Genomic DNA, 17,259 nt, shown 5'->3' on the forward strand with positions numbered 1-17,259 from the left:
CCCCGTACCCGGCAAGGAGAGTCGATGTCGACCGACGCCATTGTGCTGCTGAAGGAAGACCACAAGCACCTCAAGCGGCTGTTCAAGGAGTTCCAGGCCGCGCAGGACGGCCCCGCCGAGGCCAAGGCGAAGATCGTCGAGCGGATCCTGCACGAGCTCACGGTGCACACCTACATCGAGAACGAGGTCATGTACCCCGAGGTCCGCCGGCTGCTGCCCGACCTCGAGGAGGACATTCTGGAGTCCTACGAGGAGCACCACGTCGCCGACGTGCTCTGCTTCGAGCTCGCCACCATGGACGCCGGCGACGACCACTTCGACGCGAAGGTCACCGTACTCATCGAGAACGTGACCCACCACATCGAGGAAGAGGAGCACGAGTGGTTCCCGAAGGTCCGCGAGGGCCTCGGCCGCCACCAGCTCCAGGAGCTCGGCGCGAAGATGCTGGAGCTCAAGCCGAAGGCGCCGACGAAGCCGACCCAGCCGGCGGCGCTCAAGAAGGCGCTGGACGCCGTCCGCGCGTGATGGTCGGCTTCGGGTACACCCTCATGACCGAGCAGAGCGGACCCCGGGAACTCGTCCGCTACGCGGTGCAGGCCGAGCGGATCGGCTTCGACTTCGAGGTCTGCAGCGACCACTACTCGCCGTGGCTGACCGAGCAGGGGCACGCGCCCTACGCCTGGTCGGTCCTCGGCGCCGTCGCCCACGCGACCTCCCGGGTCGAGCTCGCCACCTACGTGACGTGCCCGATCCAGCGGTACCACCCGGCGGTCGTGGCCCAGAAGGCGGCGACGATCCAGCTGCTGTCCGAGGGGCGGTTCATCCTCGGCCTCGGCGCCGGGGAGAACCTCAACGAGCACGTCACCGGGGAGGGCTGGCCGCCGGTCGCCCAGCGCCAGGACATGCTCGAGGAGGCCGTGGCGATCATCCGGGAGCTGCACACCGGCGAGCTCGTCACCTGGGACGGCGACTACTTCCGGGTCGACTCGGCCCGGGTGTGGGACTGCCCGGACGACGGCGTGCCGATCGGGCTGGCCGTCTCCGGCGAGCACTCGGTGGAGCGCTTCGCGCCCATCGGCGACCACCTCATCGCCGTCGAGCCGAAGGCCGAGCTGGTGTCGGGCTGGCACGACGCCCGGGGCCCCGGCTCGCCGAAATCGCGGGCCATCGGGCAGATCCCGATCTGCTGGGCCCCCGACCGGCAGCAGGCGATCGATCTCGCCCACGAGCAGTTCCGCTGGTTCGGCGGCGGCTGGTTCGTCAACGCGGACCTGCCGACCCCGGCGGGCTTCACGGCCGCGTCGCAGTTCGTGCGCAAGGACGACGTGGCCGGCTCCATCGCGTGCGGCCCCGACCTCGACGAGCTCGCCGAGACCGTCAAACCCTTCTGGGAGGCGGGCTTCACCGACATCGCCCTCGTGCAGGTCGGCGACGCGTTGCAGCAGCGCTTCCTCGACGAGGCCGCCGGGCCGCTGCTGGAGCGGCTGCGGACCCTCGCCAAGTGACCGGCCGGGTGGGCACCGGGGCGCACCCGGTTGCCCACCCGATCCCCATCCGTCGTCCCTAGACCGGCAGCCCCCCGACCCGCATCGCCGACCTGCGCGAGCACCCGGCCGGCGACCGCCCGCTGCCGCGCGGCGGCGCGCTGCGGTGCTGCCCGGCGTCGCGCAGCACCCGGAGAGCGGGTCTGAGCCCTGCTGGCGCGCCTGACGCCGTACCATCACTCGTGGCCTACTTCGCGGACCTGACGCCCTACGCCTACTCGCACACCGGCGAAGAGATCGTCTGGCGCGAATGGGGCGAGCTGAGCTACCGCCCGCGGTACGAGCGGCGCAACGTCGGCTGGCTGGCCGCGCCGCACCCGTTCGAGCAGGGCCCGGTCCCGGCCTGGTTCGCCGGCGCGCTGCTCGACATCATCGACGGCCCCGCCGTCAACGAATGCCGCGGCCTGCACGAGTGCGAGTTCTGCCCGCCGGGCACGGGCCCCATCGCCCATCCGCGACCGAGCCGGAACTGGCTGGCGTACTACGAGATCAGGGTGCCGGCCGAGCCGGGCGTGATGTTCGCGGCGCCGTCGCTGATCTGGCACTACGTCACCGCGCACGACTACCGGCCACCGACGGCGTTCGTCGAGGCGGTGCGGCGCTACGACGCCGGCTGGGCCGCCGAGCCGAGCCCCTGGATCCCGCCCGACGCGGAGCGCGACCTCTGGGACCGTACCGGCGAGTCGCCGCGGCCCCCCGGGCCGCGATCGACGCGCTGGTCCGCTCTCAGCCGGCGAAGCGCTCCCACACCCGGTGGGTCGCCAGCAGGGGCCGCAGCGACTCCAGGGCCGCCGTCCCGCTCTCGGCCGTGACGACGCCGGCCGTCTCCGACACGCCGGCCTGGCGCAGCACCTCCACGCCGCGGCTCCACGCGCCGATCGCCTTCGCGTGCCGCCAGCACTCCTCCACCATGAGCAGCACCCGCGGGTCGACGGTCGGCGAGTCCGACGCGCCGGCCTTCGCGTCCCGGGACGCGAGCGCGTCCGGGCCGGGCGCGGGCGCGGCGGCGAGCAGCAGCGCGTCGAACTCGACCGAGCGTGCCCCGGCGAAGGTCCGCTGCACGGTGAGGTCGCCGATCACGCCGCCGCGCGGGCCGATCACCAGGGGCACCATGCCGGCGCTGAGGACCGCGCGGCGCAGCCCCTCGACCCCGTCGGCGTCGGCGGGCTCCGGGCCGATCACGATGCCGATGGCCCGGCCGTCGGCGGGCCACTCGCGGCCCAGCTGGGACAGCGCCGGGCTGGGCGTCACGTCGGCCAGGGGCAGCGTCGCCTCGGGCACCGGCAGGCCCAGGCCGGCGGCGACCAGCTCGCACAGGACCGGGTCGATGTTGGCCAGGCTGAGCAGCTGGCGCTCGCGGATCTCCTGCTGGTAGCAGTGGGAGAGCTCGAAGGTGTACGCGTTGACGATGTGCTCGCGCTCCACCGGCGACATGCTCAGCCAGAACAGGCGGACCTGGCTGTAGTGGTCGTCGAACGAGGCCGGGCTCGCCCGCACCTTGGGCGCCTGCGTGACCACCACCGGGGCCTCGACGAACGCGCCCTCCTCGGCGGTCGCCGTGAACGGGTTGCCGGCGTCGAGGGAGTTGGGGCGGTACGGCGCCACCCCGCCGTGCACCGCGTCCTGGCGGAAGCCGTCGCGCAGCATGTCGTTGACCGGCGCGTGGGGGCGGTTGATCGGGATCTGGTTGAAGTTCGGGCCGGCCAGCCGGGTCAGCTGGGTGTCGAGGTAGGAGAAGAGGCGGCCCTGCAGCAGCGGGTCGTTGGTGACGTCGATGCCGGGCGGCAGCTGGGCGAGGTGGAAGGCGACCTGCTCGACCTCGGCGAAGAAGTTCGTCGGGGTCCGGTCCAGCACCATGCGGCCGATGGGCTGCACCGGGGCCAGCTCCTCGGGGACGATCTTGGTCGGGTCCAGCAGGTCGACGCCGGCGAAGGTCTCCTCGGGCGTGTCGGGGAGGACCTGCACGCCGAGCTCCCACTCCGGGAACGCGCCGGACTCGATGGCGTCGTAGAGGTCGCGGCGGTGGAAGTCGGGGTCGATCCCGCCGATGAGCTGGGCCTCCTCCCAGGTCAGGGAGTGCACGCCGAGCTTGGGCTTCCAGTGGAACTTGACCAGGGTCGTCTCTCCGGCCCGGTTGATCAGCCGGAAGGTGTGGACGCCGAAGCCCTCCATCATGCGGAACGACCTGGGAATCCCCCGGTCCGACATGGCCCACATCGTGTGGTGCTGGGCCTCGGTGTGCAGCGAGACGAAGTCCCAGAACGTGTCGTGCGCGGACTGCGCCTGCGGGATCTCCCGGTCCGGGTGCGGCTTGGCGGCGTGGATCACGTCCGGGAACTTGATCGCGTCCTGGATGAAGAAGACCGGTATGTTGTTGCCGACCAGGTCGAACGTGCCCTCGTCGGTGTAGAACTTCGTGGCGAAGCCGCGGGTGTCGCGAACCGTGTCGGCGGAGCCGCGGGAGCCCACGACGGTGGAGAACCGGACGAACACGTCGGTGCGCACGTCCTTGCTCAGGAACTTCGCCTGGCACAGCCGGTCGGCGGTGCCGTAGCCCACGAAGTAGCCGTGCGCGCCGGCGCCGCGGGCGTGCACGACGCGCTCCGGGATGCGCTCGTGGTCGAAGTGCGTGACCTTCTCGCGGAAATGCTGGTCCTGCAGCAGGACCGGCCCGCGCGGACCGGCCTTGAGCGAGTGGTCCGTGTCGGGCAGCCGCGCGCCGTAGGACGTGGTGAGGTAGTCGCCCTGCTGCGCGTTGGCGGTCGCCGGGCCTCCGGCCGGCACACCCGTCGGGGTCTGCGGCGCCGGCGTGCCCTGCTCCGGCGAGGGCGGAGGCGGGCCGGTCGGCGTGGTCGGCTCGGTCGGCGACGGGGTGACGCTCCCGGGCTTGCCGGGCACATCCGGGGTGGCCGCGTCGGTGACCTTCGCGGCGGCGGCCTCCACGACGTCCTTGACAACCTCGGTCGGTTTGCGGGCGTTCATCCGTTCAGTCCCCTTCACGACAATTGCGGGCCGTGCTGCCGCTACCCGGCACCGATGGCGCGAAACACGCGCGCACGGGCCCTCAAGATCGTGAATCGCGGCACTGCCGGTGGCCTGCGATTGACGGTGTGCCCGCACGGGCCGTAGCGTCGGCGCAATCGACGGTGACAGGAAGCCGGTGTGAGTCCGGCACGGTCGCGCCACTGTGAGCCGGGTCCGCCCGGTGAGTCAGACCCTCCGCCGTCGTCCGCCACTACAAGAGGGACGCAGAATCCCTGAAGGAGGCTCCTCGTGAGCGTGTCCTCGCCCACCACCCCCGGCGCCGTCGCGACGCCGGTCGTCATCCCGCTGTCCCGGTCGCTGGTGTGGCTCGCCGGCACCGCGGCGCTCGCCCTGCTCGTGTACTACTTCATCGGCGTCGACCAGGGCGCGGTGTCGATCTTCGGCAACGACGCCCACGTGCACGAGTTCGTGCACGACGGCCGGCACTTCCTCGGCTTCCCCTGCCACTGAGCGCGGGAGACATCGTGGAAAAGCGGATCATCGCCCGTGGCGCCCTGGCCGGGCTCGTCGCGGGCCTGGTCGCGTTCGTGTTCGCGCGGATCTTCGCCGAGCCGCTCATTCAGGACGCGATCAACTACGAGAGCGGCCGCGACGAGGCCCAGGAGGCCCTGGAGCACGCCGCGGGCGCGGCCGACCACGCCCACGAGGGCGGGGAGCTGTTCAGCCGCACCGTGCAGGGCAACCTCGGCATCGGCGTCGGCATGGTGCTCTTCGGGCTCGCGATGGGCGCGCTGTTCGCGGTCGCCTACGCGATCTGCCTGGGCCGGGTCGGCAACGTCCGCCCGCGCAACCTGGCGCTGCTGCTGGCCGGCTCCGGCTTCCTGACCATGTACCTCGTGCCGTTCCTCAAGTACCCGGCGAACCCGCCCGCGGTCGGGCACGAGGAGACGATCGGGCAGCGCAGCGCGTACTACCTGATCATGGTCCTGGCCTCGGTGCTGCTGCTGATCCTGGCCGTGATCCTGGGCCAGCGCCTGAAGCCGCGCTTCGGCACATGGACCGCGACCCTGCTCGCCGGCGCCGCCTTCGTCGTGGCGACCGGCCTGCTCATCGCGCTGCTGCCGGACTTCGGCCGGCTCCCGACGAACGTCGCCGACTACGGCAAGCACGCGACGGAGACGCCGCTGCCCCTGCGCAACGAGGCCGGCGACATCGTCTTCCCCGGCTTCGACGCCGACCTGCTCTACGAGTTCCGCCTGTACGCGGTCGCGGCCCAGGCGCTGCTGTGGGGTGTGATCGGGCTGATCTTCGCGCCGCTGGCCGAGCGGCTGCTGGGCAACCGCCCGGTCCGCGTGGCCCCGGTCGAAGAGAAGGCGACGGTCTAGCCGATCGGCCGCGGCCCGCGCGCTTTACGGCGGGCCACGGCCGACCGTGTCAACGCACGCCGGCCACGGCCGCGTCGGGACCGCCGCGCCACACGACGCCGGCCTCCGCGTATCCGGCCGCCCGCAGCGCCTCGAGGTGCCACGCCACCGTGGGCGTGAACTCGGCGGCGTGCCCGGACGGGTAGATCTCGTGCCGCCGGGCGACCAGCTCGGTCAGGGCGGGCATCGTGGCCACGTGCTGCCACCACTGCGTCCACGACAGCGCGGCCCCGGCGGCGACCCGGGCGTCACGCCGCGTCTCCCCCGCCGCGAGGAGATCCTTGGTGAGCGCCGGCAGGCCGTCGTCGGGCATGTGGTCGGCGTTGACGAACACGCCGCCCGGGCGCAGCAAACCGCGGATCTCGCCGTAGACGGCGGCGATGCGCTCGGCGGGCAGCCAGTGCAGCGCGGTCGCGGTCAGCACCGCGTCGAAGCCGCCCGCGGGCAGCCCGGCGGTCCAGTCCGGCCGGGCGAGGTCGGCCTCGACGACGGTCGCGCGCCCGGCGAGGCTGCTGCGCGCGATGGCCAGCAGCGCCGGGTCGAGATCGAGGACGGTCGCGGCGGCGCCGGGAAAGCGGCGCAGGGCCCGCAGGGTGATCGAGCCGGTGCCGCCGGCCAGGTCGAGCAGGCGCACCGGGGCGTTCGCCGTGACGGCGGCGACGGTGTCGAGCATCGCGGCGAAGCGGTGCTCCCGGTCCGGCAGGTACGCCTCCTGCTGACGATCCCAGCTCTCCTGCAGCGCGGCGGCGTGCATGGCGGACAGTGCAGTCGGATGCATGGACCCACCATTCCGCACCCATCGGTAAGTTGCAATATGGCGTCCGTGCCTTACTCACCGGGCCGGCGGAGCCAGGCCTTGGCGGCCTCGAGGTTTCCTACAGGAATTCCTTGCGGTACAGGTCGATGAGCTCCGCGTAGTGCGGGCCGACGTTCGCGACGTACACCTCGTCGAAGCCGGCATCCTCGTACTGCCGCAGGAACGAGGCCTGCGCCGCGGGATCCGGGCCGCAGGCGATCGCCTTCGCCGTCCGCTCGGGCGTGACCAGCTCCGAGGCCTGCTCGTTGAGGGCCTCGCCGGAGCCGACGCCGAGAATGAACCGGCCGTCGTGCAGCACCGCGCTCGTGGCGGCCGCCTGGGCCACGATCGCGGGGTGGATGCGCTGGATCGGGCACGTGACCGCCGTGGTGATCGGGATCGTCACGACCCGGCTGAGCGCCCCGATGATCGACCAGACGAACGGGCTCTGCCCCTGCTCGTCGTTCCACGGATGGTAATGGTCGGAGATCCACAGCCCCTGGAACCCGGCGTCCTGAGCCAGGCGCGCCTGCTCGATCAGCTGGGCCGGGGCGTACTCCTCGCAGGACAGGAAATACCCGATACGCATGCGGGCCTGGTACCCACGGAGCATGGGCCGTACCGTCGCCCCGTCCACATCCGCGCCGAACGGCGTGACGCCGGCGACTACCATCAATGCGATGAACCGCGACCTCGCCCGGGACGAACGGCTCGCGGCCGAGCTCGCCGGGCACGCGCCGGGGCCGCCCGGCTGGGGCCCCGCCCGGGTGGTCGTCACGCTGATGGCCGTGCTCATCCAGCTCGCCGCGATCGCCGCGCTCGGCTGCGGCGCCTGGCTCGTCGTGCGGGACTTTCCGAGCATCTCCGTGCTGCCGGGCGTGGTGCTGCTGGCGTTCGGGGCGGTGCTGCTGCCCAGGCCGGCCGGGCTCCCCCGCTACTCGACGCGGCTCGATCGCGCCGACGCGCCGCACCTGCACGCGTTCGTCGCCGGGGTCGCGGCCGCCGTCGGCACGCCCTGCCCGCGGATCATCGTCGTGGACGACTCCTTCGAGGCTGACGGCGGGACGACCGGGCTGCTGCGGCGGCGGTACCTGCGGATCGGGGTCCCGCTGTTCGCCGTGCTGACCCCGCTGCAGCGCACCGCACTCGTGGCGCATCAACTCGCCCACTTCACCAACGGCGACCCGCTGCGCAGCGGCCCGGCCGGGTCCGTCGACCGCAGCCTGACCGCCCTCGTATCCCTGTTCGAGCCGAGGCGCGACACCACGATCCGGGCGTTGCAGGACCCGGCGATCCTTGGCGCGATGGCGGGCTCGGGCGGCGGCCCGATGCGCGGCAGCGTCGGCTCGGTCTGGTACGCCGAGCTCATCCTCAGCCCCGTGAACGCCGTCCTGCGCTGGATCGCCGCGGGCGTCCGGCGCCTGTTCGCGAGCATGGCCCGCGCCGACGTCCACCGCGCCGAGTACCACGCCGACGCCGAGGCCGCCCGGATCGCGGGCTCGGCGGCGACGCTCGCGATGCTCTACACGCTGGGCCTGCGCGAACCGATGGTGACGGTCCTGCGCCGCCACATCCGTCAGGCCGGCGACGACCGGCCCGATCTCGCCGCCTGGCGTGCACTCGGTGACGGCGTGCGTGCGCACGCCCCCGCCGAGCCGCCGCTGTCCACGTCGCCGTTCGCGGGCCACCCGCCGCTTGCCCTGCGCGTCCGGCTGGTGCGATCGCGGCCGACGCTGGAGCCGACGCTTCCGGAGCCCGCCGACGCGGGCGCCGACGCCGACCTCGCGACCGAGTACCGTCGCCTCGCCCGAGACCTCCGTTACGGCTGACCGGCCCGGCCTCCAGTAGCGTGTGCGCGCATGACCAGCAGTTCCGCCGTCGCGCCGGCCCGGCAACGGCTGCCCGTGGTCGCCGCGGCCTCGGCCGGCGCCGCCGGCATCACCCTCGGTGGTCTGGGACTGGCCGGGCATGGCGGGTTCGCCACCGATCCGGCAGGTGTGCTGGCACTCGCGCTGGGTGCCGTCGGCACCGCCGTCGCGGGCGCCCGCCTGAGCCGGGCCGGCAGCCGGGCCGCCGGGCGATACGCGGCCGGGCTCGCCGCGGCGCTGCTGGCCTATCTCGCGCTGACCGCCCTCGCCGTGGCCGCGCACGCCGCCGGTCACCCGCTGACCGGCGCGGCCGTGGCCCTGTGGAACTCCGCCTGGATCCCGCCCCTCGTGCTCATGCAGCTCACCGCCTCGGCCGCGGTCCGCCGGGCGGCGCCGTGGACGCACCGGGCCGTCGGCGCGGCGATGGGTGTGGTCGCGCTGGCCAATGCGCTGCTGACCTCGGCCGGGGAGCCGTTCGCCGGGCTGCCGACGATCGCGCCCGAATCGTGGCGGACCATGCTCGCGCCGGTGGATGCCGCCGCGACGCTCCTCGGCGGCGTCGCGCTGCTCGTGCTGCCCGTCGTGCTCTGGCGCGCCGCGCTCGGGTCGCACGGGACGGTCCGGGGCCGGCTCGGGGTCGCGGCCGCCGGGACCACCGCGGCGCCCCTCACCGTCGCGTTCTGCGTGCTGCTCGCCGTCGCCCGCGCGCCCGGCGGGGTGGAGCCGGAGCTGGGTTCGGTCGCGTTCCTCGTCGCGCTCGGCGGGGCCGCGGTGTGCAGTGGTGCGTGCGCGCTCGTCGCCGCCCGCGGCGCCGTGGCGCCCGCGCACCTGCTGCTCGCCGTCCGTGGTGCCGGCCTCACCGCCGCCGCGCTGGTCGTCGCCGGCACCGGGACGGTCGTCGCCGCGCCGGGGCTCGCGCTCGGCGCCACGCCGGTCGCCCTCGTCGTCGCGGCGATCACGGCGGTCGTCGGAACCGCCGCGTGGGCGGGCACCGGCCGGCTTGCCCGGACCCTGGTCCCCCCGGCGCCCGCCGACAACGCCGTCCCGGTCGGCACCGCCGTCCCGGTCAACACCGCCGCCCCGGCCGCACCCGAAGACCCGGCGTCACACGCCGACGCCGCCGTCCCGGCCGACGGCGGCGCGGTCGGCAGGCTCACCGCGCGGGAGGCCGAGGTGCTCTCCGCGCTCGCCGAAGGCGCCAGCAACGCGGGCATCGCGGCACAGCTGGTCATCTCCGAACGGACCGTCGACGCGCACCTGCGGGCCATCTTCGCCAAGCTCGACCTCTCCCCGGAGTCGGGCGGCAACCGCCGGGTCCAGGCCGCCCGCTATTGGCTCGAGCACGCCGGGCCTGCGGTTTCTCCGAAATAGGTGCTGAGGCCGATGCCACCGGCGACCCGCCGGCGGCACGGTGGGAACCCCGATTCCCCACCGAACGGAAGGCCGATCCGCCGTGCCCGCATCCATGCTTCGCCGAGCCGCGCTCGTCGGGCTCTTCGTCCTGCTGCTCGTCTCGCTCGCCGGGCGGGTCGTGTTCACGTTCTGGGAACCGCCGTTCGACGGCACCATCCGCTACGACGACGTCCGCGGGCTCGGGGGCGCCTACTGGCCGATGAACCTGTACCTCGGCGGCCCCGCGTACGCCGTCTCGTGGGTCGCGACCGCCGTCTTCATGGTGCTGCTGGCGCGCGGCCGGGCGGGCATCCTCAACCTCGTCGGCGCGCCGCTCGTGGGCGTCGGCGGGATCGTGTTCGCGCTGGTGATCACGGCCGAGGTGCTGCCGTTCGCGTACGCGGCCGACCCCGCGGTGCTGCCCGAGGCCGAGGGGCGGGCGCTCACCGCCGCGTTCAACGGGCAGCTCGGCACGCTCGTGCCGGCGATCGTCGGCACACAGGTGGCCGTCGTGGCCGGGATGCTGCTGGGGCTCGTCGGGGCGCTCGTCGGGCGCACGATGCCGCGGCCGGTGGCGATCGCGGCCCTCGCCTACGCGGTGCTGTTCGTGGTGCTGCCGCTGGAGTCGTTCGGGCGGGTCGCGGCGGCCGTCGACTACCTGGTGCAGGTCGCCCTGGTCGGTGCGGTCGGGTGGTACGGGCTCGCCGCGGCCCTCAGGCCGCGGTCGTGAGGTGCGGTCGGGTGGTACGGGCTCGCCGCGGCCCTCAGGCCGCGGTCGTGAGGTGCTGGGCGGCCAGGAGGGCGGTCAGCTCCGCCGCCGGCATCGGGCGGGCCAGGTGGTAGCCCTGGCCCAGGGAGTACCCCAGCTCGATGAGGCGGTCGGCCTGCTCCCGGTTCTCGATGCCTTCCGCGACCGTGTCCAGGCCCAGCGCCAGGGACAGCTGCATGACCGCGCGGGCCACGGCCTGGCGCGCGTCGGCCTCGGGTGAGCCCGGCTCGTCCAGCTCGATGCCGTCGACGAAGGACTTGTCGAGCTTGATGATCGCGGCGGGGAAGGCGCGCAGCAGGCTCAGCGAGGACTCGCCGGTGCCGAAGTCGTCCAGGGCCATGCGGACGCCGAGGCCGTGCAGCTCGTGGAGGGTGCGCGAGACCTGCTGGCCGCGCAGGGCCGCGGACTCGGTCAGCTCCAGCACCAGGCGGTCGGCGGGCAGGCCGCCGTCCCTGAGCGCGGCCTGGACGTCGGCCACGAAGTCCGGGTCGTGCAGCTGGCGCGCGGAGACGTTGGGGCCGACCTTCTGCAGGGCGTCCGGGCCGAACTCGGCCAGCCACACCGCGGCCTGGCGGCACACCTCGCGCAGGACGTACCGGCCGAGGGGGACGATCAGCCCGGTGCTCTCCGCGGCCGGGATGAACTCGGCGGGCGAGATCATGCCGCGGGCCGGGTGGCGCCAGCGGGCGAGGCCTTCCACGCCGACGATGCGGCCGGTGTGCAGGGACATGATCGGCTGGTAGTACACGGTGAACTCGCCGGCGTCGAGGGCCCGGCGCAGCTCGCCGCCGAGCTGGGCGTGGCCCACGACCGCCTGCTCCATGCCGTCGCGGTAGCGGACCCAGTTGTTCTTGCCGCGCTCCTTGGCGGCGTACATGGCCACGTCGGCGTCGCGCAGCAGGCGGTCCAGCGGGGTGCCGGCCGGGGCCGTGGCGATGCCGAGGCTGGCGTGCACGAGGAGCCGGTGCTCGCTGAGCGGGACGGTGAACGCGTCGAGGATGCGCTGGGCGACGGTCTCGCCGAGGATCGTGGGCTCGGTGATCAGCACGGCGAACTCGTCGCCGCCGAGGCGGACGGGCAGGCCGTCGGGGCCGGCGCCGGCGTGCAGTACCGATGCCACGGCCATGAGCAGATGGTCCCCGACGTCGTGGCCGAGGGAGTCGTTGATGGTCTTGAAGTCGTCGAGGTCGACCAGCAGGACCGTGGCGCCGCCCGTCTCGAGCTGCTCGCCGAGCCGGCGGCGGAACAGGGCCCGGTTGGCCAGGCCGGTGAGGCCGTCGTGGGTGGCCTCGTGCTGCAGGCGCTCCTCGGAGGCGCGCTTCTCGCGCAGCAGGCGGGCGTTCTCGCGGAAGACGACGTACTGCCGGATCGTGACGAGCCCGGTCACGCACACCGAGGCCACGATCACGAGCCTGTCGGTCCAGGTCAGGGCGCCCGGGATCACGGCGATGAGGGGCACGTCGACGGCGGCGACGGCGAGGTACGGCAGCCAGGTGTTCGACCGGCGCACGCGCGCCTCGGTGAAGCCCCACTGCCGGCGCACCGCGAGGGTGCCGAACGCCGGCGCGAGGGGCATGACCACGGCCTGGGCCGGGATCGTGCCGGGGTCGCCGCCGAGGACCATGAGCACCGCCACGCCGGCTCCGACCAGCCCGCACAGGCCGATGAGGCGCAGCGAGATCCGGTCGATGGGGCCGCCGCGGATGTACGAGACCTTGGTGATGCCGCCGATCGCGAGCGCGAAGGACATCCCGAGCAGGATGATCGCCTGGGTGCTCCACACCTGGTTGCCGGAGACCATCGGGGCCAGGCCGAAGTGGAACAGCACCGTGCCGCAGCCGAGGAACGCGATGGAGCGGTCGAGCCACTGCCGCCAGCGCTCTCCCGCGCTCGTGATGCCGAGCGGGACGCGTCCCATGGCCCACATCGCCGTGAGGAACCCGGCCCCGGCGAAGGCGGCCGCGGCCGGGGGCATGACGGGCAGGATGGACGTGTCCCGGAAGCCGGCGACGGCGAGGAGGGTGTAGCCGACGCCGACGGCGCCGAACGCGAACGTCATGAGCCGCCAGAACCGGCGGGCCGGGCGGCTGAGCGGGGCCCGCCGGAGCAGGTCGAACGCGGCCGCGGCGGTGATCGCGGCGCCGGCGGGCAGCGCGACGAAGGACACGGCGGCGGGGCCCACGCCGGTGAGCACCCAGGCGACGAACCACAGTGCGCTGGCGGCCGCGATCACGAGCGTGGCCACGACGTAGCGCATCGGGGCGCGTTCGGCGGTCACGGATCGACCCATCGGCCGCCGGCTGCGCGCCTTGAAGGCTTTCCGCGCAGGTCACACCCGCTCGAAAGTTTCATCCTGGTTCCGCAACTTTCGGCGCCGAAACCGCACGGCACGCCACAAACGGCCAGTTCACGACCGATACCGCCGTTCCGGAACGGATTGACAAGGTCCGCGGCCCGATCCCACACTGCCGCCATCGACGAGCGTCGACCCGAAAGGACCCCGCATGAAGGCAAGGCTGCTCTTCGCCGGCGCGTGCGCCGCGGCGCTGGCCGCGACCTCGCTCGTGCTGGCCGGCACCGCCCACGCCGAGGCCGATCGCACGGTCACCGCGAACACGACCGGCACCCACAACGGCTACTTCTTCTCGTACTGGAAGGACAGCGGTAACGTCACGATGAACCTGGGCGCCGGCGGCTCGTACAGCGTCCAGTGGAGCAACATCAACAACACGGTCGTCGGGAAGGGCTGGAAGCCCGGCTCGAGCCACACCGTGAACTACTCGGGCACCTTCAACGTCAACGGCAACGGGTACCTCGCCCTGTACGGCTGGACGACCAACCCGCTGATCGAGTACTACGTCGTGGAGAACTACGGCAGCTACAACCCGAGCACGGGCGCCCAGCGGCTCGGCTCGGTGACGACCGACGGCAGCACGTACGACATCTACCGCACCCAGCGCGTGAACCAGCCGTCGATCATCGGCACCGCGACGTTCTACCAGTACTGGAGCGTCCGGCAGCAGAAGCGCACCGGCGGCACCATCACCACAGCCAACCACTTCAACGCGTGGGCCGCCCTCGGCCTGAACCTCGGCTCGCACGACTACCAGATCCTCGCGACCGAGGGCTACCAGAGCAGCGGCAGCTCCAGCATCACGGTGAGCGAGGGATCGGGCGGGGGCGGCAACCCGACCCCGACCACGCCGGGCGTGACGACCCCGCCCCCGAACAACGGCGGCGGTGCGTGCAAGGTGACGAACTCGGTGAGCCCGTGGAACACCGGCCTCACCGACAACATCACGATCACCAACACGGGCTCGTCCGCGATCAACGGCTGGGCGCTGAAGTTCAGCCTCGCGGCCGGGCAGACCATCACGTCGGGCTGGAACGCGACCTACTCGCCGTCGAGCGGCCAGGTCACCGCGACCAACGTGAGCTACAACGGCAGCATCCCGCCGGGCGGCTCGACGACGATCGGGTTCCAAGCCAACCACACCGGCAACAGCGCGGCCCCGACCGGCTTCACGCTCAACGGCGCCGCCTGCTCCTAGGACTCGAGCCCGGGCGGGAGCGGGTCGCGGTGGAGGATCACCAGCGCCGCGACCGCCCGGGTCAGGGCGACATACAGCCGGCTCATCCCCCGCGGCTCGGCCCCGGCGATGACGCCCGGCTCCACCAGGATGACGTGGTCGTACTCGAGCCCCTTCACGAGACTCACCGGCACCACGGGCCCGGGCAGCGCCGGGGCGAGCGCGTCCGGGGCGATCACCGCGACCGTCGCCCCCGCCGGAGCCTCCCGCAGCGCCGAGCGCACCGCGGCGTGCAGATCCTCGACGCGCCGGACGTCGAGGGTGCCGCCCGGGCGGTACGAGCGCGTCGGCTCGATCCCCGCGGCGAGCGCCCGCGCCGCGTAGTCGGCGATCACCTGGGGGACCCGGTATCCGGTCGGCAGGTCGAGGTGGCGCACTTCCCGCTTGCGCAGCCGCTCGATCAGCTGCGGCCAGCCGGTGACCGCGAGCGGGTGGGTCGCCTGCCCGAGGTCACCGACGACGGTCATCGAGGCGAACTCCGCGCGCCGCGCGATCATCCGGCACTCCATCGGCGAGAGGTCCTGGGCCTCGTCGAGGATGACGTGCAGGTACGGCTCCGGGTCGGCCGTGTCGTCTTCCGGCGGGTCCTGCAGCAGCGGCTCGGCGAGCCGGGGCACGTAGCCCTCCTCGCCGTGCGGGTCGAAGCCGTCGCCCCAGCCGACGACCCGGTGCCCCTCGCGCCGGATGACGGCCTCGGCCCAGCGCTGGGCGGCGCCGATCTGGTCGTTGTCGATCCCGGGGCCGGCCTGGGCCATCGGCGTGAGCAGGCCGGGGGCGTACAGCTCCCAGCCGTCGCGCAGGCCGCAGCTCAGCACGAACGTGGACACGAGACGGGGGCCGGCGCCGAGCTCCCGCAGCCGCCACTCGGGCTCGGGAGCCCGGGGCGGGACCGGGGGCTCGCCCAGCAGGACGGCGAGCTCGTCGAGGAGCGGGACGTCGTCGACGGACCAGGTGGGCTCGTCGCGGTACGACCGCGACAGCCGCTCGGCGTCGACCGGCTCGAGGCCGATGACCCGCCCGGGTTCGGCGAGCCAGCGCAGCACGGCCGCCGGGGTGAGCGGCGGCCACCACGCCCGCAGGAACCGCGCGAACTCGCCGCGGTCGCGGGCCTCCTCGGTGAAGAGGCTCCGGTCGAGATGCCCCTGGTCGAGCCGGTCCCACAGCGCGTCGACCAGGGCCCCGGCGGCCCGGGAGCGGGCCTCGTTGGGCTTGCCGTCGTCGCGCACGCGGCGTCGTACCGCCCGCAGGTCGTCGGGTCCGAGGGTCAGGACCTGCCCGGCGTACACCATCCGCAGTTGCTCCGGAGCCTCCGGCGGCGTCTGCCACATGAGCTCGGTCAGCACCGCCCGCATGCGCTCGTGGCCCTTGATCGCGGCGAGGGCGGCGGGGTCGCGGCGGGTGGCGGTGACGCCGTCGACGAGCTCGCCCACGGCCCGCAGGTGCACGCTGTCCTCGCCGAGCGAGGGCAGGACGCGGGCGATGTAGGTGGTGAACACCGTCGACGGGCCCACCACGAGGATCCGCCCGCCGGTGAGCCGGCCCCGGTCGGTGTAGAGCAGGAACGCGGCCCGGTGCAGCGCGACCTGCGTCTTGCCGGTGCCCGGGCCGCCGGTGATGAGCGTGACCCCGCGGGCGGGCGCCCGGATCGCCCGGTCCTGCTCGGCCTGGATGGTGGTGACGATGTCGCGCATGTGCGGGCCACGGGACCGGCGTAGCGCCGCCAGCAGGGCACCCTCGCCGAGCACGCGCAGGTCGCCGGCCCGGTCCGGGGTCAGCACGTCGTCGTCGAGGTCGAGCACGTGCCGGCCGCGGCAGATGATGACGCGGCGGCGCACCACGCCGAGCGGCTCCCCGGAGGTAGCCCGGTAGAACGGCGCGGCGGCGGGCGCGCGCCAGTCGATGAGCAGCGGTTCGACGCCGTCGCGGACGCCGAGGCGGCCGATGCGGTAGGTCTCCCCGTCGTCGAAGTCCAGGCGCCCGAAGACGAGCCCCTCATCCTCGGCGTCCAGGTCCCGCATCCGCGCGGCGGCGCGCAGCACCATCGCGTCGCGCTCGACCAGGCCGGTCAGCGTGCTGCCGGAGGAGCGGTTGTACCCCTCCCGCTCCAGCGCGCCCGCCTGCGCGCGCATCTGCTCGAGGCGCTCGTAGACCCGGTCGACGATGTCCTGCTCGGCGGCGATCTCCTGCGTTCTGACTTCGGGCACAGTGCAGCGTAGGTCCGTTCCGAGCGGCGAAAATCGGCATCAGGGCCGATGAGAACGGGTTGACGATTCCGTACAATAAAGACAGGAAGACAGGGCCGGCACCGCTCGACCAGCCGTGGCTGGAGCCCTGCCCGGAGCACCTGCTCGACCCGGCCGCGGGCGCGGTCGACCAGGAGACCATCGAGCCCCGCGCGGCTGCGGCTGCGGGACCGGCGCGACTACGACAACGGCGTGCTGCGGCTGACCTACGTCCCGGCCGACGCCGGCTGACCCGGGCTCAGGCCGCGGCCGGGCCGGCGGGCAGGGCCGAGACGATGGTGAACACCTGATCCAAAGCGGTCATCCGGAACGTGCGCAGCAGGCGCTCGTGCGGGCTGACCAGCGTCAGGCTCTGGCCGCGGCCGGCCAGGCGCTGGTAGACGCTCACGAGCACGCCCAGGGCGCTGGAGTCGATGAACTGCACCGCGGCGACGTCGACGCAGAGGGCGGCCTCGTGCTCGTCGAGGATCGCGTGCAGGTAGCGGCGCAGCTCCGGCGAGGTCGCGATGTCGAGGTCACCCGCGGCGGTCACCACCGTGGCGCCCGCTCCGGGCCGCACCGACAACTCCACGAGGTCCCCACATCCGCGTCGCCGGCCCGGTCGGACCGTCCGCCGATGGTAGCCCCCGGGTGACGCGATGTGCGCTA

15 protein-coding genes and 1 riboswitch are annotated in these 17,259 nt (G+C 73.5%); of the genes, 9 read left to right on the forward strand and 6 right to left on the reverse strand.

Annotated features, from left to right (window positions below):
• Positions 1-24 precede the first annotated feature (24 nt).
• The 3 genes from ABT369_RS52410 to ABT369_RS52420 all read left to right on the forward strand — a co-directional run bounded on the left by ABT369_RS52410 (position 25) and on the right by ABT369_RS52420 (position 2,356).
• Positions 25-525 (forward strand): hemerythrin domain-containing protein, encoded by a 501-nt coding sequence (locus ABT369_RS52410; RefSeq protein ID WP_350625250.1) that lies wholly within the window; start codon positions 25-27, stop codon positions 523-525.
• Positions 525-1,505, forward strand: a complete 981-nt coding sequence (locus ABT369_RS52415; protein WP_350625312.1) for an LLM class F420-dependent oxidoreductase — start codon at positions 525-527, stop codon at positions 1,503-1,505. Before ABT369_RS52410 ends, ABT369_RS52415 begins: the two co-directional genes overlap by 1 nt.
• Before the next feature lie 221 nt (positions 1,506-1,726).
• Complete coding sequence (locus tag ABT369_RS52420; protein ID WP_350625252.1) at positions 1,727-2,356, forward strand: DUF7919 family protein; 630 nt, start codon at positions 1,727-1,729, stop codon at positions 2,354-2,356.
• Here ABT369_RS52420 and ABT369_RS52425 read toward each other — a convergent pair.
• Positions 2,271-4,526, reverse strand: a complete 2,256-nt coding sequence (locus ABT369_RS52425) for a catalase (RefSeq protein ID WP_350625254.1) — start codon at positions 4,524-4,526, stop codon at positions 2,271-2,273. The two genes, ABT369_RS52420 and ABT369_RS52425, sit on opposite strands and share 86 nt — an antisense overlap.
• A 145-nt stretch (positions 4,527-4,671) precedes the next feature.
• A riboswitch (cobalamin riboswitch) is annotated at positions 4,672-4,785 on the forward strand.
• Between the two features lie 32 nt (positions 4,786-4,817).
• Between ABT369_RS52425 and ABT369_RS52430 the strand changes: the two genes are divergently transcribed.
• Together ABT369_RS52430 and ABT369_RS52435 are read left to right on the forward strand one after the other, a co-directional pair.
• A complete protein-coding gene (locus ABT369_RS52430; RefSeq protein WP_350625255.1) occupies positions 4,818-5,039 on the forward strand; it encodes a CbtB domain-containing protein in 222 nt (73 codons plus the stop codon).
• Positions 5,040-5,053: 14 nt separating this feature from the next.
• The gene (locus tag ABT369_RS52435; protein ID WP_350625256.1) at positions 5,054-5,914 is read left to right on the forward strand and encodes a CbtA family protein; all 861 of its coding nucleotides are present in this window, start codon (positions 5,054-5,056) and stop codon (positions 5,912-5,914) included.
• 49 nt (positions 5,915-5,963) lie between these two features.
• On the opposite strand, the gene ABT369_RS52440 is transcribed toward ABT369_RS52435, so the two are convergent.
• Entirely contained in the window at positions 5,964-6,731 is a 768-nt protein-coding gene (locus ABT369_RS52440; RefSeq protein WP_350625257.1) for a class I SAM-dependent methyltransferase, read from the reverse strand.
• Positions 6,732-6,828: 97 nt separating this feature from the next.
• Positions 6,829-7,338, reverse strand: coding sequence for an LLM class flavin-dependent oxidoreductase (locus ABT369_RS52445; protein ID WP_350625259.1), 510 nt, complete (start codon positions 7,336-7,338; stop codon positions 6,829-6,831).
• Positions 7,339-7,429: 91 nt separating this feature from the next.
• Between ABT369_RS52445 and ABT369_RS52450 the strand changes: the two genes are divergently transcribed.
• From ABT369_RS52450 to ABT369_RS52460, 3 genes are all read left to right on the forward strand, one after another.
• Positions 7,430-8,578, forward strand: a complete 1,149-nt coding sequence (locus tag ABT369_RS52450; RefSeq protein WP_350625261.1) for a M48 family metallopeptidase — start codon at positions 7,430-7,432, stop codon at positions 8,576-8,578.
• 30 nt (positions 8,579-8,608) lie between these two features.
• Positions 8,609-9,988, forward strand: coding sequence for a helix-turn-helix transcriptional regulator (locus ABT369_RS52455; RefSeq protein WP_350625263.1), 1,380 nt, complete (start codon positions 8,609-8,611; stop codon positions 9,986-9,988).
• 94 nt (positions 9,989-10,082) lie between these two features.
• A complete protein-coding gene (locus ABT369_RS52460; protein ID WP_350625265.1) occupies positions 10,083-10,739 on the forward strand; it encodes a hypothetical protein in 657 nt (218 codons plus the stop codon).
• 34 nt (positions 10,740-10,773) lie between these two features.
• Here the strand turns inward: ABT369_RS52460 and ABT369_RS52465 are convergent, their stop codons facing one another.
• The gene (locus ABT369_RS52465; RefSeq protein ID WP_350625267.1) at positions 10,774-13,056 is read right to left on the reverse strand and encodes a putative bifunctional diguanylate cyclase/phosphodiesterase; all 2,283 of its coding nucleotides are present in this window, start codon (positions 13,054-13,056) and stop codon (positions 10,774-10,776) included.
• A 226-nt stretch (positions 13,057-13,282) separates the two neighbouring features.
• Between ABT369_RS52465 and ABT369_RS52470 the strand changes: the two genes are divergently transcribed.
• Positions 13,283-14,329 (forward strand): glycoside hydrolase family 11 protein, encoded by a 1,047-nt coding sequence (locus ABT369_RS52470; protein WP_350625269.1) that lies wholly within the window; start codon positions 13,283-13,285, stop codon positions 14,327-14,329.
• Here ABT369_RS52470 and ABT369_RS52475 read toward each other — a convergent pair.
• On the reverse strand, positions 14,326-16,572 hold the full coding sequence (locus ABT369_RS52475; protein WP_350625271.1) for a HelD family protein: 2,247 nt from the start codon (positions 16,570-16,572) through the stop codon (positions 14,326-14,328). The two genes, ABT369_RS52470 and ABT369_RS52475, sit on opposite strands and share 4 nt — an antisense overlap.
• Positions 16,573-16,849: 277 nt before the next feature.
• Positions 16,850-17,182: an STAS domain-containing protein gene (locus ABT369_RS52480; RefSeq protein WP_350625273.1), complete on the reverse strand. Its 333-nt coding sequence runs from the start codon at positions 17,180-17,182 to the stop codon at positions 16,850-16,852.
• Positions 17,183-17,259 lie beyond the last annotated feature (77 nt).

The sequence above is a fragment of the Dactylosporangium sp. NPDC000244 genome (genome assembly GCF_040300725.1).
Lineage (GTDB): Bacteria > Actinomycetota > Actinomycetes > Mycobacteriales > Micromonosporaceae > Dactylosporangium.